This window comes from Marinitoga aeolica, from assembly GCF_029910535.1.
Taxonomy (GTDB): Bacteria; Thermotogota; Thermotogae; order Petrotogales; family Petrotogaceae; genus Marinitoga; species Marinitoga aeolica.
Map to the genome: position 1 here is coordinate 1,905,012 of NZ_CP069362.1, position 18,409 is coordinate 1,923,420.

Below are 18,409 nucleotides of genomic sequence, written 5' to 3' on the forward strand. Positions count from 1 at the left end.
GGCTATTTTATTGAACATTTATTACCACATGATATTCAAATGATGTGTTGTCAGACCAATTATAAATAACCAGCTCTATTATATAAAATCCAGAAGTATCAAAAATATAAGAAGGTATGGAATAACTAAGATCTGTCATGCTGAAATAAGGAGTACTGCTATCATAATCATCTGCTACTCTTATTCTATTTTCCCAATCAAAATCTCCAGTAAAATCATCATATTTAAATACATTAATTTCTGCACCCTCATAATAAGGTAATGTATTATTTGGTATATTCCATGTGAATTGAATGTTATCTCCTAAATTAAAAGTATCATTATTTAGAGGATTGGTTACTTCAAAAGTGTCAACAGGATACAATATTCCTAAATATAATGTGGCAGAATCAACAAGTGTATTAGAGTAATCATAAACTTCCAGTGTATAATCACTATTTTCAAGATAAGAAGTATCTGTTATATCATAATATTCTTCATTATAGAAATAATCTTCATCAATCCAGTATAAATCTGTTATATAATCATTATCTTTATATATTTCTGCATAACTAACGTTTTCAGGACTTGAAATGTGAGAATCAAATCTTAAAGCAATCTCTGGATATACATAACCATATTCATCTGGTATGGGTATTCTTGTAATTCCCTCCATTTTGAAATCAATTATATGAACGTTTGTAGAAGGTAATTCAGGAGGTTGAAAAATATTAGGATTCTCTATTATTATAGGGTTCTGAATTCCGCTGACTAAATCTCCAAAATGGGGATCTGGAAAATCAATTGTTATTTTGCTGATTTTAGGTATTTCGCTATTAAGAGTCCCTTCCAGGGTTATATCTGGCAAATAACTTCCTAAATCATGAAAATCTTCAGTATTTTCAAAAAATACAGCAGGATATAACATTATAGGTCCTCCGATATTAACAGGTGCATTAATATCTGTCATGAATAATTTTGTAATTTTACTATCCGATAATGTCCATAAATCCATTAAATCCCTAGGACCAGATGTAGGATCGTGTGGGATAGATAAATAATCAGTTATAGAGTCATCTATAGCATATTTTATTGGAATATCTCTTGTTATAAATGAATGTTGTATAGAAGAAACACGTGTTTCAAAATCACTTTCGGCTGTTAACATATTTCCAAAAATATTATCAATTAACTCCTGTTGAGAGATGATATTGTCATCTTTTGCCATATTTAATAATAATTCTGTGATAGAGGCATCAAAAGAATGATTTTCAAGTATATTTATAACTGTTGCTGTAGGTGTGAGATTATATAAGAAAGGTATATTTCCATATCCATATATATTCTTTAAAATGAAATCTATCATGGAAACGAACCCTTCATCAATTAATAAATAATCATTTTCGTCAAATACAGGTGTATATCCAGCCGTTACTGCACCATTATTACTTAATTGTTCTACTAAATCCCAATCGAGGATAGCATCACCAGGGGTATTAGAGTCAATCCCGATGAATTCAATATTTTCTATGTTAGACATATCGCCTAATATCAAATCTGAGTATATTCCTAAACTTTCCTTTTGTACAGTATTATCCATATAAGTTACAGTGGCTTCTATATGCAGTTCGGCATTATTTGTTATTACTCCATCATTATTCCAATCAAAATCGTTTATCATCCATTTAATATCTTCATATAGATAATCGTTCAGTTGCAGTTTTTCAGCATAAGTACCTAATTTTTCTAAAAGAGTTAATATGTCATTTTTAAAATCCGGAGGCATATTTATCAAATTTAATAATAATCCATTAGGATCTTCATTGTTTAATGCCTCTAAAATAGAAGAAATATAATCTTCATGAGTTGAGATAGTATTTGATAAATTATGTATAAAGTTAGGTATATCTGTTAAGAAATAAGCTATATTACTATATGTTGGTGTAGAAATTGAATCTGGTATAGTAGAAGAATTTATAGTTATAGTTCCAAGAGGGGTTTCGGAATTTATATTTTGACCATAATTAGCTGTAAAGATTGAGAAGTCTATAATATTAACATTCCAATCTTCTAATTTATAATCATAAATATCAGACCATATTCCTTTTTGAGAAATATTTAATGCCGGGCCAATATCAAATCTTGAAAACTCTTCAGGAACATTATCTCTCCACGGTTCCATACCGTAATAATATACAAAAGAAGCAAAATCCGTTAGACCAACTTCTCCATCCAAATTAAAATCTCCTAAAAGTCCTCCCCATTTCCAATTATATGGATCAATATCATAATATTCTTTTGTGACAGAATTTCGTGAATAATAATCTATATTTTCTACATTAAAAGAGTTAGAGTGGATTTTTAATAAAACTTCACCAGGTTTTACATTATCAGCAGTAGAAATTGCTATTAATAGTTTACCTTCTTTGTTTTTTGTTATATTCATAAATTTATTTGGAATTTCAATGTTTTCTGCGTCAACCCCACTCAAAAGAAATTCAAAAGAATCACCTTCAACCTTAGAAAGTATTAAAGAGTTATTGTTTTCATAAATTATATCAATAATATTTTTAATTTCTGTGTTTGCTTGCGTTTTATGTGTTTTTGTTTGTAGACAGCCAACTAATATAATTGATATTATCAATATACTTAAAATAAATTTTATATATTTTCTCATATCCTCACCCCCCTCACTCTGAAGTTACATTGAGAATATTTCCTACCTCAAGTTTTACAGGTGCAATATTCTCTTCGAAGGTTACATAAGCGTCAATGATGTTTATGTTAGTAAATATATTAGTGTATGTAGAACTTATTGTGAACTTGGCTATATCTGTATTTGATAGATCTAAATTGTTATTTGAATATAGTGAGATAATTACTTCTAAATAATCTTCATTATTCCAATCATCATGTCTCATAAAAGATTTGATAAAACTATTTTCAGAGTTAAGTATTATTGAACTGGAATCAATGCTTATAATTTCAGGATCTATTCTTAAATGTATTTCTAAACCATTAACATTACTAATATCAGGACCTTGAGTTCGTATAGTAAAAGTTGAATCTTGAGATAAATTGATTTGTTCTTTGTCAAAAGAAACAAAATTTCCATATAATGTGTCATCATAATAGAATGATTGAACAGGAGATATTATCATATTTTCACCATCATTAGCAATTATTGCATAATAATAAAGATCACCAAACTGTTTATTATTAAATAACTCCCACATTCCTAATTCTACGGGAGAACCTGAAGGATGAATTAGATCATTTTCAAATGAATTTGGAATCACATATATTTCTCCCCATGAATTCATTATTAATATATAATATGTTATTTCTGAATTGCTTAAACTTGTAGCAACAAAAGAAATAGTATCAAGTGGAGTAGCTCTTTCTTTATTTGTTGGCCCTATAACATCTAACTCAATATTTTGATTGTTTAATATGTTAAAACTTCTTATAGGGGATTGATATTCTACATCATTTAAATAGTCATAAGTACGTATATTCCATAAATATATTCCGTTTTTTAATTCAAGCGAATAAAAGTTATTTGGAGTATAATCTATTTCATCAATATGCCCTCGTACCGAATCTAAAAACATATTTGCTGGAATAAAGTTAAATGAATAACCATCAATATTTTCAACATTACTCCATGAAAAATCAATATTTGTATAAGTAGCATTTGACAAAATAATTTCACCATTTAAAGGAGTATATAAACCTATTTCATTTTCTTCTGGTGGATTCCACCAATCTTTTATTTCAAAATTAAATGTATCACTTATAATATTTCCACTGTTATCTTTTACTCTCCAGAAATAGACTCCTGGATTGTTAAATGTAACTGTTGTCCAGTCATCACTGTTTTTATAATCTTCTGTGTATACAATATTATTTTCATCATCTATAACTTCAAAGGTTAAATCTGTAATATTTGTGTCATTTAAATAATACCAATTTTTATGCCAGCCAAATGAAATTGTATAATAATCAAATACAGCCATAGGTTCTGGATAATCTAATAATATATCAAATGGAGTTTCATTCACAAATAACCATCTGTGCTCTGTTTCTTCATAATTATCGGTATTTTCTTGTGGAATGGCAACCCACCATTTATAAATACCATCAGGCAAAGTTAATGTATAATTAAATGTCATTTCTCCTGTAATAGGGTCTGTATCTGTAGAGTAATCAGTTGGAGTAATTAATGTATCATATGTCTCTTCCCAGGTATTAGTAGGTCGTACATGTAATTCAAAATTACCCGTGTAATCTGGATCATATCCCCATGTGAATTTTACATTATTTGTAGTAGCTTCACCATCCATAGGATGAATGGAATGTAGATTTAATAACCATATTTCTTCTTCTATTGAAAAATACCATATAGGACTTTCAATATAGTCTGAATCATTAATATATGCACGTATTTTCCATTCATAAGATTTATTAGGAACAAATCCTGAAATAAAGGCTTCAGCTTCATAATTACCGTAATCATCATGCCAATAAATATTTGTATTGGTTGTTGATTGCCATGTATCTGATTCTTCATCCTTATAGTATAATTCGAAAATATTAGAAATTCTTTCAGTTTGAAGATTATTAGTTCCCCATGCGAAATAGATTTCTATTGATGTAGTTCCAGGAGAAACAGGAATAAAGTCATAAGGCTCTATAGGATAAAAATATGCATTTTCAACGACATTTCCTGCTTTAAAAGTATAATAATTACTATGTATTTCAATTGTTTCGAATGTTTCTGGATCTGTATAATAACCATCAACCCACCATCCATATTTTCCATCTTCGATTATTTCGATGGTTGTGGAATTAATAGTTTCTTCACTTTCAATATATATACCTGTTCCATCAAGTTTTTCAAGGTGGAATATATAATAATCAACATCAATAGGATTATCTTCACCATTTTCTGAATTAAATGCCTGCCAGCTAAATGTGATGTCTGTAGGTGTTTCGGAGAAATCAGTTTCATCTAAAGGATTTATAAGGTCTATATAATAATATATATTCTTTAAAAATACACTGAACCAGTATGGATTTTCTGGATATATTTTTTCAATCTTTCCATTACCAAAATCAGCATATCCTATAACTGCCCAGAAGTAATCGCCTTCATCCAATTGTAGAGTTATTTGAGTGTTGGAAGTTTTAGCAAATATAAGCAAATCCTGAGAAGGTATATTACCTTCAATATAATTCCATACATTATCTTCATTTCTGTCAACTATTATTTCATAGGTTATAGTTGCGTTTAAATCTGGTGAAGGATACCATTTAAATGTGACTGAAGTTCCTATAACAGTAATGTCTTCTTGATGAATGAAATATTCTTTTTTCCCAAATTCTTCAAGATTTATAGTAAGGGTTGCAGGTAACCCTTCAATCAAACCTTTAAATGTTGGATCAGGTAATTCTATCAAAAGATTGGTAGAGTCGAATGTTGAAATAATAGAAATATCAGGGAGAAAAATATTTAGATCTGAAAAATCTTCAGGGTTATTGAAAAATACTCCTGGATGCAATGTAAAGTATTCATTATATCCAAGTGGAATATCAACTCCCTCAGCGGGATTATTTATTAAATTGGCCATTTTTTCTGTTTCGTGCAATAAATTCATGGACATTTCAAAATCATTTTTGAGAATAGGAGGTTTTTCTCCAGAGGTAGGATCATGTGGTTGAACGATGTAATCCATAACTTTATCTTCAAATAGCATTTTAATTAAATCATGAAAAGAGGAGAGATCATTTTTTATGTGATTAATTAACTCAATAGATTTTGTAAAATCTTTAAATTTTAGCATATTTCCAAAGATTGATGCTTGTAATTCGCTGCCTAATATTTTTTGAGAATCAGAAGGTGGTGGATTTTGCAATAAAGTCAATAAAAGTTCAGGTATATATTGTGTTAAATCTTCATTGTTATTAATAGCATTTTTTATATTAATTGAAGGATCACTTAAATCATATATAAATAATGCTTTTCCAATAATTCCTAATATTTTACTGAAAACACTCATTCCAGCGGCGGTACCTTCGTCTACTAATAGATAATCATTATCGTTAAATTCAGGAATATAATTTTCATCAATATTCCCCAAGAACATATCATAATCAAATATAGCATCACCTCCAGTTTGATCAATCTCAATTGACTTAGGAGGACCATCTAAAGTAAAAATATCATAGAAAGGAATTGATATATCTGAACCATCATGAGTTATTACTTTAAATTTTAAAGGAGAAGTATTTTCAATGTTACCATCTAAATCCCAATCAAAATTATTAATTTCATACTTAATATCTTCATATAAATATCCATCTTTTACAACACCAACAAGATTTGAAAAATCATTTATATCTTCTATAATGTTTAAAACTGCTGTTTCTGTGGCATCAGAAATATTGACAACATATTTCAATAATGATGTTGGTGAAGGATTTTCCGTTGCTAAAAGATTTATTAAATCACCATTCTGAGAAATAAAATTCAATATTTCCGAATAAATATTATAAATTTTTATAAGTCCTGTGACAACATTCATTTCCGTTTCATCGGCTATAGTTGATGGGTCAGTATTACTGTTTACAACAATAGTTGATTGTGGAGAGAAAATATCAATATCATAATTTGCTGCAAAAATAGAAAAATCAGCTAAGCTAATTCTCCCATCAGGTTTTGCTAAATCAAATACATTATTCCATATGCCTTTATGAGCAAAATTTTCTGCGGGACCAATATCTGCTAAATCAAAGTCTTTCATATTGCCATAAAAATCTTTTCTTTCCTGACCGTAAAAAGTAGTGAAACTTGAAAAATCACTAATACTAACTTTACCATCGAAATTAAAATCACCAAGCAACCCAAAAGAAATGCCTTTATCATACATCGTGTCTTCGTCGAAGTTTTTAGAAACCACATATCTGTTATATATTTCAACATGTTTAATATCCGGTTTTTTACTCTTTATTTTCATTAAGACAGTGCCAGGGTTTATCAATTTTGGAGAAGAAATGGCGATTTTCAATCCATCATTATTTTTTATTATTTTTAAAAAATCTGGTGGTATATATATATTTTCTTTATCAATATTTTTTATTGTAAATTCAAAAGAATCTGCTTTTGTATTTGATTTTATAATATATTCATCATTAATTTTTTCTATAGTTATAGAGCCTCTATTATTTTCAATAGCATCTATTTTTTTGAAATTAAAACATGAAGATAGAGTTAATACAATAATAATTAATATTAAAAAAATTTTTTTATTCTTCATAATCTCACCCCCTTACTCTGATACGGTGACTGTTATTGGGCCACCGATTGTGAATATTATTTCTGGTTCATTAGGACCGTATATATATGTTGATTTTTCAAATTTTATAATTGTTTCTCCGTTATTTATTGGTGTAAAGTTGATTGTAATAATATTTTCAGGTAATTCGAAATTACCATTTAAAGAAATTATAGTGAAAATGAACTCATTATGATCAGGATATTCAATTATCTTCTTAATAGGAAGGAATTTATTATTATCATTAAAAATATTATTTATTACACAATCTTGTGTGTCTATATTTATAAATTCAGGATTATATCCGAATCTTATATCAAATCCATAAATATTGTCAGTAAATGATGTTTTTAATGTAAAAGAAGATTGTGTATTGATTGATGTATGTATTTCTATAGGGTTAAAGTAAAGGTCTGGTAATTCCCCTTCTTCTTTTTTTACAAATTCAAAACTCCATACTGGTCCTGGAATTACATACATATCATCTTTTGCAACTATTCTCCAGTAATATGTGGATGAATAATCTAGTTCAATGTTTTCCAGATATTTGTTCTTTAAATTATATTTGGTATATTTATTTTTAATAAGATTCTCCACATCTGATTTAACATCTGAAATATAGAAATCGAAGTTTAAAGGAGTTCCTTCAGGATCATATGCGTTCCATTCAAAAGATACAGTAGTTCCAACAACAGTAGGAATATCTGGTTTATGAAAATCACTTATGACAGGTGGTTTGTTTTGAGAAGAAATAGAGAATTTTCGAATCTCACTTTTTACTGGAGGATTTATTTTATCTGAAACGTGAACTTGCCAGTAAAATTCTCCTGACTCTGAAAGTTTATAAGAATATTTTATTTCTTTATTTTGCATATTATCCATAGATAAAACTTCACTCATATTTGTTATAGTTTTTCCAATTAATAATTTATAATTGAGTGTAGAATTATCGGTATCTGTTGCTATCCATCTAAATTCAATGTCATTTGTATCAAAAGTTGCATTATCTAAAGGCGAAATTAATGAAATTACTGGAGGAGAATTTGGTGGCGGATTATATGTAAATGAACTAATATTAGATTCTGTTGTTTCTTTACCATCTGAAACTAGAACTTGCCAGTAATATAAGCCTGTTGATTCAAGTGAATAGGAATATGTATTTTTATTATAATTAGATACTATATTTGTAAAACTATTATGAGACTTTCCAAGGAATAAATCAAAAGTAAGGGGATCTTTATCGGTATCAGATGCTTCCCAGGTAAATATTACTTCAGAGTTTTCTAAAGTTACTCCATTAATAGGTTCTTTTAGTACGATAGTTGGCTTATGGTTTATTGTAGAATCTGAAGTTGGTTCATAATCAAATGTTGGAGCTTCTAATACCATTATTTTATGTTCGATATTTGGTTCATCCCAGAGTTCGATTTTCCATTGATATTGTCCTTTTATTGGAGGTTCATATGTATATGTATTATCTGTTAGTGGAACATCGTTTAATTTAATAAAACTGTTACCTACATACTTGAGATAAATATTATAATAGATAGTATCATTTTCAACATCATTTGCATTCCATTCGAAGTCAACTTTTTGTGTTTTAACGATCTGATTATCAATAGGTGATATATATCCTATAAAGGTAGGAGGATTATTTTCGGTTGGTTCTAATAACACCTCTACTGTTCTACTTTCATTAGGATATACTTTGACATTACCGTTTGTGGGAAAATAATTTAATTTTGTGACTTCATAATTATATTCTCCTTCTGCTAAAGTGAAATTATATTCTCCGTTTTCATCTGTAAAAGCTGAAACTTTTAAAGCACCATTTTGAGTTATTTTGATTTGAGCTCCAGAAATAGGTTCTTCTGAAATTTTATCTTTTACTATAAATTTTAGGGTTCCTTCCTTAACAGGTTGTAGCCTTTCGCATGAAAATAGAAAAAATGAAGAAATTAGAATTAAAATCAAAATAAATAACTTTTTTCCCATGTTTTCACCCCCTATATTAATTTATTTTTAAAACAATATTAACCTTATAAGTATTTAGACAGCTTTTATTATAGAAAGTTCGTTAATAAAAAGTAAAAATTGAACTTTTTTATATTGATTTAGTCTAAAACAAGTGAGGATATTATATAAAGGGAGGGAGCCCTGATGAGAATTGGTAATAATTATTTGAATCAAACGAACAGATTATCAAATTTATCAAATTTATTGCTACAGAGATCTCAACAGCTTGCAAGTGGAAATAGATTGGTTAATGCAGCAGTGGATCCTGCGGGATTTACTATAGCCCAAAGGTTAAATACACAGTTTAGATCGGCATATCAGGCTGTAAGAGATATTTATGATGGAATTGGAGCATTGAATGTAGCAGATCAAGGTGTTTCATCAATTCAAGATACATTAAACAGGATGAAAGAGTTGGCTACAAGAGCAGCAAATGATACTTTGCCAGAAGAAGCAAGGAGTGCAATTCAAGAAGAATTTAATCAATTAAAACAGGGAATTACTGACACTGTAAGAGAAACACAATATAATAATCAGCAGTTGTTAAATGGGGAGTTTAATGCAGAGCTTCCATTGGATACAACGGGGAAAAACAATTTAAATGTTGAAATTCAAGACATGAGACCAGATGCACTTAATTTGGAAAATATAAATTTAACTACTCAAGAAGGAGCGGAAAATGCGTTAAATACATTGGAGAATGCTTTAGACCAGGTAAATGGTACAAGAACTCAGATTGGTTCATATGTGAATAGATTGGGAAAAGCGGCAGAAAATCTTTTAAATACAGCTGAAAATGCTGGAACAGGTGAAGAAAGAATAGCAGGAGCAGATATGGCAAGGACAATGGCAGAATACATGCGAAATCAGAATTTACGACAAATGACATCTATGTTATTAGGTCAAACTGGCCAGTTAAATGCAGCATCTGTTTTAAATATCTTACAATCCCCATAATTAATTAACTAACGGGGCCAAAAGGCCCCGGTTAATCAATGATTTTTGTTTATTATTGATAATAAAAAAATTTAATTTTATATGTGTATGTAATCAATAAGGGCAGGAGCATTTAATTCTTGCCTTTATTGATTATCAATTAAGTATAATAAAGCTCTGGCAGCATAACCTGGACCGGAATCTTCAAACCCATTAATTCCAAGTTGTGTTTTTACTTCTCCAACTTTTACGCCTGTTTTAATCATTTGTTCTAGAAATTTTTGAGCAATTTTTTCATGTTTTTCCTTTCTTTGAATAGCTCCAAATGGATTTGCAAAATAACTATAGGTTAATCCTACTTCTGCTGTTGTACCCTTTGCCATTCTTGCGCCTTTTGAAAAAATTTCATAAGCTTTTTTCCAATCATCGTAAAAAATAATATAGTCATCTTTTTCAACTTTAGAATAATTATTGGCATAAAAGAAATAGTCAATTTTAGTTGGTTTTATAATTTCTTTATAATTTGAGTAAGGTACAATAACTCTTGCATTTGTCTCATTAGGGTTCATAAATATACTTCTATCTATTGCTGAATAAGCGTATCCGGGTTGCAAATCATCCAGTCTTACAAAAGCACCAGTTTCTGTTCCAAAAGCAACTATATTTCCGTTAGCATCGATTTCTAAAGATCCCATATCATCAATTAAAATATTAACTTCTGAAACTTCTTTTGATAATCTGTTTAACGCATCCAATGTTTCAGATTTTCCTGCACCACTATCTCCCATTAACATAATATTTGCTTTTTTACCATTTTTTAATACTATTTCAGCTAAAGCGCCATGTATTGGCAGATTACCTTCATCAATAACTTTCAAATTATGTATGGTTAAAATCATTTTTTTCATATATCCAAAATAATCGACAGAATCATCTCTTCCTAAAAGCCCAACATATGTTCCATCATCTTCTTTATATATAACCCCATTTTTATATTCAGGTTTTTCAAAATAGCTGTCTTCCATACCATAAAAATAAATACCATCAGGTTTTTTTCTTTGAACAATACCAAATCCTGCTAGTTCAAATAAATTTGTTAATCCTGCAGCCATAGCTAAAAATTCTTTGTATACATAAACTAAAATATATTTTTTCCCTACATGTATTGGAAATGCAAACCAATCATGTGGATTTTCAATATTTATTTTATTTAAAATAGGTGAATCGATGACCTTGAATAAACCTTTTCTTTTATTTGATTTTGTATAGAATATTACAGGAGGTTCAAAAACAACACCCCATACAAATGGAACCTTATATAAATTTTCATCTCCGTTTAAAACTTTATCTTTAAAATTTGGGGTATCAATGGAGAAAGCAACTTGAGCTCCACTTGGTAATTGCCTTAAAACTTTTAATCTATCATCGGAAACATTAATTAATATTTGTCTATAAAAATTAGTAATCAGACTTTTGAAATCTGTATTATTTTTTACCAACATCATTTCCTTATATATTTTTTGAATACCATTAGAAACAAATTTATTTTTTTGTATCATAAATCTATGTTTGTTTCTCCAGAGATTATAGATACGTTCAACGAATTTTACTATTTGTTCTTTTTTATCACTTAATTTTGGAAAGCTATAAAAAGGTGATGCATCTATTTCATCAATCTTCTCAGCTGATAATGCAAATAACATTTTTACTATTTGATCTAGATCATAACGTTCCTCTATTTCCACCGCATCTTCGTTTTTAAGAAATAACGTAAAAAATGTTAATAAACTTTCATTTCTTTCTTCTAAATCTTTTAAAAATTCTATAACTAAATCTTTTAAAATTTTACTATGAATAATTTGTGCGTTTGATGAATAAGATACACTACCATCAATTAAAACAGTTCTCGACATAAAATCACCCCTTATCTTGTATTTTCAATACAATTATACCACAAAATATCTTTCTTGACATTTTTTAGAATAAAAAATATAAAATTCCATATTTTTAAATCAAAAATACAACTTTTAATGATAAAATATAAATAGAAATATTGTATAGAAAATACAAAAAAGATGTAGGAGGTAATTACTATGTTCAGAATATTATTGAAGGGAAAAATTCATAGGGCAACCGTTACCGAAAAAAATATTCACTATGAAGGAAGTATTACTGTAGATGAAGAATTAATGGAACTTGCAGATATTGAAGAGAATGAATTGGTTCAAATAGTAGATGTAAATAATGGAGCGAGATTTGAAACATATGTTATAAAAGGCGAAAGAGGGTCAAGAATAATAGGTTTGAATGGGGCAGCAGCAAGAATGGTTGAGTTAGGAGATAAGGTAATTATTATGGCATATGGACTATATTCAAAAGAAGAAAAAAGTAACCCAAAGATAGTTGTAGTAGATGACAAAAATAATCCAAAAATATTGAAAAATCATGAAGAACCGAGAACGGAGTGTTGAATTTGAAAGTATTGGGGGTAGTAGTAGAATATAACCCTTTTCATAATGGGCATTTATATCATTTAAAAAAAGCTAAGGAACTTATAAATCCAGATTTTACTGTAGCAGTTATGAGCGGTAATTTTGTTCAACGCGGGGAACCAGCTATTATTGATAAATTTTCTAGGGCAGAAATAGCACTAGAAATGGGAATAGATATAGTTTTTGAACTCCCGTTTTTATACTCAATTCAAGATGCTAATGGTTTTGCCTTTGGTTCGATAGGGTTATTAGATAGAACAAATGTAGTAACAGATGTAGTATTTGGTAGTGAATCTGCTGATATAAAAACGTTAAACATAATAGCCGAAACTTTGTATAAACAACCAGAAGATTACCAAATATTACTAAAAAAATATTTAAAAAAGGGTTATTCTTTCCCAAATGCCAGAAAATATGCTTTAATAGACTATTTTGAAACTAAAAAGTTATTAGATAAAGATGAAATATTAATTATTGAAAAATCAAATGATATTCTTGGTTTAGAATATCTTATAGCATTAAAAAAATTAAATTCTAAAATTATTCCTCATACAATAAGGCGAAAGGGATCAAATTATAATGATGAAAATTTTAGCGGTAATTTTTCTAGTGCTACAGCAATTAGAAAATTATGGAAGGAAAAAAAATATGATTTAATAAAAGCTTCGGTACCATCAAAAACATTTGAAATAATAAAAAGAGAAGAACAACTAGGCAAAGCACCCATATTTATTGAAGATTTTGAAATTTCATTTTTATCTTATTTAAGAACGCTAAGTAGAGATAATTTAAAAAAATATTATGGTGTAAATGAAGGTCTTGATCAAAGAATAATAGAAGCTGCAAAGCATACCAATACAATTAAAGAGTTATATCATAATATTAAATCTAAAAGATTTACATATACGAGAATTAAAAGGACATTATTAAATATATATTTTGGCATAACAAATGAATTAATTGAAAATATAAATAATACAGGCCCTCAATATTTAAGAGTCTTGGGCTTTACGGAAAAAGGTAGAGAATTATTATCAGTAATGAGAAATAGGGTTGAATATCCTATAATAACAACACCCTCTAATTATATTTCAATAATAAAGAATATTGAAAGAGATTTAAAGAATAAAAGAAAAATGTGGAGCATTGATAAAAAGACATATTTTAAAATGATAGAATATGATTTTAAAGCTACCAATGTATATTCACTTTATTATAAAAATAAAGAATATTCTAAATATGAGTTAGACAAAAAAATGAAAATAATATATAGAAAGGGGAAAGTATGAAAAAACATATTTTAATAATTGTAATTATTGTCTTATCAATAATGCTGTTTTCAAGAAATGTAACTATTTATTATACACAAGCTGCATCATCTGTGTATATACTAGGGGATTTTACCGATTTTAAACCTGTTAGTATGGATAAATCAAATACTGGTATATGGAAAAAAGTTTTTAATTTAAATGAAGGAAAATATAAATATTTATTTTTAGTTGATAATGAAAAGATTTTGGATTATAAAAATCCAAATACAATATATTATAATGGAGAATTATATTCAGTATTAACAGTAGAAAGTGAAGAAACATATATTCCGTCTATAAATGATGGAATAATTGGAGTAGTAAAGCATAATGTTGAAAGAAAATTTATAAATCCAGTTAAACCAGGAGAAATATATCTTTCCTTGGAAGTTCAAAAAAATGATGTTCAAGATGTTATATTTATAGGTAATGGAAAAATGTTAAAAAAAGAAAAATTAATATATGACAATTCAGAAATGTATAGATTTCATATTTTTACACCTTCAAATATTTTAAAATATAAATTTTTGATAAAAGATGGAAAAATTTCTTTAGAATATCCTGAAAATTATTATTTTGAATTTGACTTTGATAAACCAATTATCAAATATTTAAATGTTCCCGAATGGTCTAAAGGAAGAATATATTATCAAATATTTCCAGAAAGATTTAGAAATGGCGATAAAAATAATGATCCAAAATATACAAATAATTGGTATGGACCTTACACATCTTCATCTTTAGGATCAAATGGTTTTTATGGTGGTGATCTTGAAGGTGTGATAAAATCCATAGATTATTTGAAAGATTTAGGAATAGAGGCAATTTATTTCAATCCTATTTTTGAATCTGTATCCAGCCATAAATATGATACAAAGGATTATTTAAAAATAGATCCACATTTTGGAGATGAAAAAACATTTGAAAAATTAATAAATGAATTAAAAGAAAATAATATTAAAATAGTCTTAGATGGTGTTTTTAATCATTCTGGGGATGAATTTTTTGCCATGCAGGATATATTTAGAAATCAAAAAAATTCAAAATATTTGAATTGGTATTTTATAAAAAAATTCCCTGTAACAAAATCAGCTGATAGTTATCTTTCGTGGTGGGGGTATGCTGATTTACCTAAATTAAATGTGGATTATTATGGTGTTAAAGCATACATCTCTTCTGTAATTGGTAAATGGATGGAATACGGGATTGATGGATGGCGTTTAGATGCTGCAGATCAAGTTAAAGAATCATTTTGGGAAAAGTTCTTTTATCCTTTGGTGAAAGGAATTAATAATAAAGCAATAATTAGTGGTGAATATTGGAAAGACTCTACAAGATTTTTTGAATATCCAGCATTTGATACTGTAATGAATTATCTTTTTAGAGATGCAACTCTTGGTTATGCAAAGGGTGGAAGTGCTTCTAATTTTGTAAGAAATACCAATTCATATTTAGAAAAATATCCACCTCAAGTTTTAAATTCTCTGTGGAATATGTTGGATAGTCATGATACTTCTAGAGTATTGACAGAATTAAATGGTGATATTAATAAATTAAAAATAGCTGTAGGAATTCAAATGACATTTGTAGGAGCTCCAGTAATATATTATGGTGATGAAATTGGATTAGATGGTGGAAAAGATCCATGGTGTAGAAAACCATTTCCATGGGATAAAGAATTTTGGAATATGGATATATATAATTATTATAAAAAAATGATTAAATTAAGAAAAGAACATGAAGCATTGAGATATGGAGAGTATGAAGTTTTAAAAACAAAATTAGGAGCGTTAGTATATAAGAGATATACAGATACTGATGAAGTTATAGTAATAACAAATTCAAGAAAAATACCAGTAAAATTAAATATGAAATTAAATGGAAAATATATAGATTTTTTCACAGGTAATGAGGTTAATTCAATAGACAAAATATCAGGATTAAGTATCCAGATTTTAATAAGGCAGTGATTTATATGTATTATTATGAAGTAGCGGTGTTTGGTACATATACATATAATACATTTACATATTCATATGAAGAAAAATTAGCACCCGGTCAAAGGGTGCTAATTGAATTTAGAAATCAACAAAAGTTAGGAGTAATTCTTTCGGAAACCAATAAAAAAGATTACAAAATAAAGGAAATAGAATTAGTAATTGATAATATTCCATTGATAAATAATTCTCATATAAAATTGATTTATTCTGCATCTAAGAAATTTTTCATGCCTATAAGTGAAATAGCAAGATTGTTATTTCCTCCATTATCTTCAGATAAACTTAAAATTAAAATATTACCAAAATCATCACTATCAGGTATTGAAAAACCAATATTTTTAAATGAATATTATAAAAAATTTAAAAATAGAAAAGAAGCTAATAAACATATAAAAGAATTAATAAAAAATGATTTAATCAGTTTATCGGTTCATATTAAAAAAACTATTGAAAAAAAGAACAATATTATAATACTGAAGAAAAATATAGATGAAATACTAAATGAAAAAATATCAAAATCTGCGATGAGAGTAATAAATTATTTAATAGAAAAAGAAAAAGTATTAGAAGAAGAATTATATAATAATAAAATTATTTATAGGGGGTCAACGGTACTAAATACGCTTGTTAAAAAGGGTATTATTGAAATTATAAGTTCAAAAGAAGAAAATAATGAAGAATTTAAAGTAGAACTAACAGAGAAACAAAATGAAATATTGGAAGATTTATTAAAAGAAAAAGAATCAATAGATCTTTTATATGGAGTAACAGGAAGTGGTAAAACGGAAATATTTTTTGAAGTAATGGAAAAATATATTGAAGAAGGGAAGAAAATTTTAATTATAATTCCTGAGATTTCATTAACTCCACAATTTTTATACAGAATAAAAAGAAGATTTCCAGAAAATAAAATAGGAATTTATCATTCTAATATAAATTCCACCGAAAGAATAAAAACTTGGTACAAAGCAGTAAATGGTGAAATAGATATTATAGTTGGTACAAGAAGTGCTGTATGGATACCAATAAAAGATTTAGGAATGATAATAATAGATGAAGAACATGATCATTCATTATATCAATTTGATCAAATTTCTTATGATGCTGTAGAAATAGGTTATATGAGGGCAAAAATAGAAAATATTAAATTAATATTATCATCTGCCACACCTACTCTAAAAGAAATGAAAAGGGCATTTGAAAATAAAATTAATTTATATGAATTAAAAGAAAGAGTCTATACAGAAATGCCAGATATTGAAATTATTGATATGAAAAAAGAAGAAAAGTTAAGCTGGATATTTACAAAAAAAGTATTAGAAGAAATAAAAGAAACTTTAAAGAAAGAAGAAAAGGTTTTAATATTTTCACCGACAAAAGGGTATGCAAATTATTTAATTTGTACAAATTGTGGTAATGTGTTAAAATGTGAAAATTGTGATGTTTCATATACTTATCATAGATACGAAAATAAATTAAAGTGTCATTATTGTGGAAGTGAAAAAAAAGTTCCGTCAGCCTGTCCTGCCTGTGGGAATCCAGAGTTACAATTAAGGGGTTATGGTACAGAAAGAGTTGTAAATGAATTATTGAAATTTTTTCCAAATAAGAAAATTATCAGAATGGATAGAGAAATAATAAAAACAAATGATGATTTATATAAAGCATTTGAGGAAATAAAAAAAGAAGGGCCAGCTATAGTAGTTGGGACTAAAATGATTACTAAAGGGTTAGATATAGCAGATATTAAGTTAGTAGTAATTTTAGATAGCGATAGATATTTAAATTTTCCAGAATATACATCACAAGAACATACAGCTTCTTTATTAATTCAGGTTGCTGGACGTTCGGGAAGAAGAGAAAAAGGGAAAGTATTAATACAAACATTTAAATCGGGAAGCCCATTTTTCGAATATATTAAAGAACATGATTTTGATAATGTGATTGAATTGGAATTAAATAACAGAAAAAAATATAAATATCCACCTTACTCAGATCTGCTATTGCTGATATTTTCTCATCCTAATCAAGAGCAAGCATTAAAAGAAGCAGAAGAGTTTTATAAATTATTAGAAAAAAAGTTTACTGAGATAGAAATAATGGAACCAACAGAACCATTAATATCAAAATTAAGAGGACAATATCGATATCAAATTGTGATTAAGGGAAATATTGATCATGATAAATTTTATGAAATAATAAAAAAATATAATAAAAAAATGTATGTTTATTTAAACCCACCGACAACATTATTATAAACCCAAATTTGACTCTTATCAATATTTTATATTTTCTATCATAGTATTATACCAAAATTTTATTTATGTAAATCAATTTTA

At 27.6% G+C, this 18,409-nt stretch carries 9 protein-coding genes; 5 read left to right on the forward strand and 4 right to left on the reverse strand.

Annotated features, from left to right (window positions below; genetic code table 11):
- Positions 1–7 precede the first annotated feature (7 nt).
- From JRV97_RS09020 to JRV97_RS09030, 3 genes are read right to left on the reverse strand one after another with little or no spacing between them, the layout of a single operon-like run.
- Positions 8–2,656, reverse strand: coding sequence for a hypothetical protein (locus tag JRV97_RS09020; protein ID WP_280998194.1), 2,649 nt, complete (start codon positions 2,654–2,656; stop codon positions 8–10).
- 13 nt (positions 2,657–2,669) lie between these two features.
- Entirely contained in the window at positions 2,670–7,298 is a 4,629-nt protein-coding gene (locus tag JRV97_RS09025; protein WP_280998196.1) for a hypothetical protein, read from the reverse strand.
- Between the two features lie 12 nt (positions 7,299–7,310).
- On the reverse strand, positions 7,311–9,311 hold the full coding sequence (locus tag JRV97_RS09030; RefSeq protein WP_280998198.1) for a carboxypeptidase-like regulatory domain-containing protein: 2,001 nt from the start codon (positions 9,309–9,311) through the stop codon (positions 7,311–7,313).
- A 165-nt stretch (positions 9,312–9,476) separates the two neighbouring features.
- Here JRV97_RS09030 and JRV97_RS09035 point away from each other — a divergent pair, with 165 nt between their 5' ends.
- Positions 9,477–10,289 carry a flagellin gene (locus tag JRV97_RS09035; protein WP_280998200.1) on the forward strand — a complete coding sequence of 271 codons (813 nt, stop codon included), beginning with the start codon at positions 9,477–9,479 and terminating at the stop codon, positions 10,287–10,289.
- Positions 10,290–10,414: 125 nt separating this feature from the next.
- Here the strand turns inward: JRV97_RS09035 and JRV97_RS09040 are convergent, their stop codons facing one another.
- Complete coding sequence (locus JRV97_RS09040) at positions 10,415–12,181, reverse strand: ATPase (RefSeq protein WP_280998202.1); 1,767 nt, start codon at positions 12,179–12,181, stop codon at positions 10,415–10,417.
- A 180-nt stretch (positions 12,182–12,361) separates the two neighbouring features.
- On the opposite strand from JRV97_RS09040, the gene panD reads away from it, so the two are divergent.
- Genes panD through priA form a run of 4 tightly spaced genes read left to right on the forward strand, consistent with a single transcriptional unit; the run spans position 12,362 to position 18,328 of the window.
- Complete coding sequence (gene panD, locus JRV97_RS09045) at positions 12,362–12,739, forward strand: aspartate 1-decarboxylase (RefSeq protein ID WP_280998204.1); 378 nt, start codon at positions 12,362–12,364, stop codon at positions 12,737–12,739.
- A 2-nt stretch (positions 12,740–12,741) separates the two neighbouring features.
- Positions 12,742–14,049, forward strand: a complete 1,308-nt coding sequence (locus JRV97_RS09050) for a nucleotidyltransferase (RefSeq protein ID WP_280998210.1) — start codon at positions 12,742–12,744, stop codon at positions 14,047–14,049.
- Entirely contained in the window at positions 14,046–16,040 is a 1,995-nt protein-coding gene (locus JRV97_RS09055; RefSeq protein ID WP_280998212.1) for an alpha-amylase family glycosyl hydrolase, read from the forward strand. Before JRV97_RS09050 ends, JRV97_RS09055 begins: the two co-directional genes overlap by 4 nt.
- Positions 16,041–16,045: 5 nt before the next feature.
- Positions 16,046–18,328 (forward strand): replication restart helicase PriA, encoded by a 2,283-nt coding sequence (gene priA / locus JRV97_RS09060; RefSeq protein ID WP_280998214.1) that lies wholly within the window; start codon positions 16,046–16,048, stop codon positions 18,326–18,328.
- Positions 18,329–18,409 lie beyond the last annotated feature (81 nt).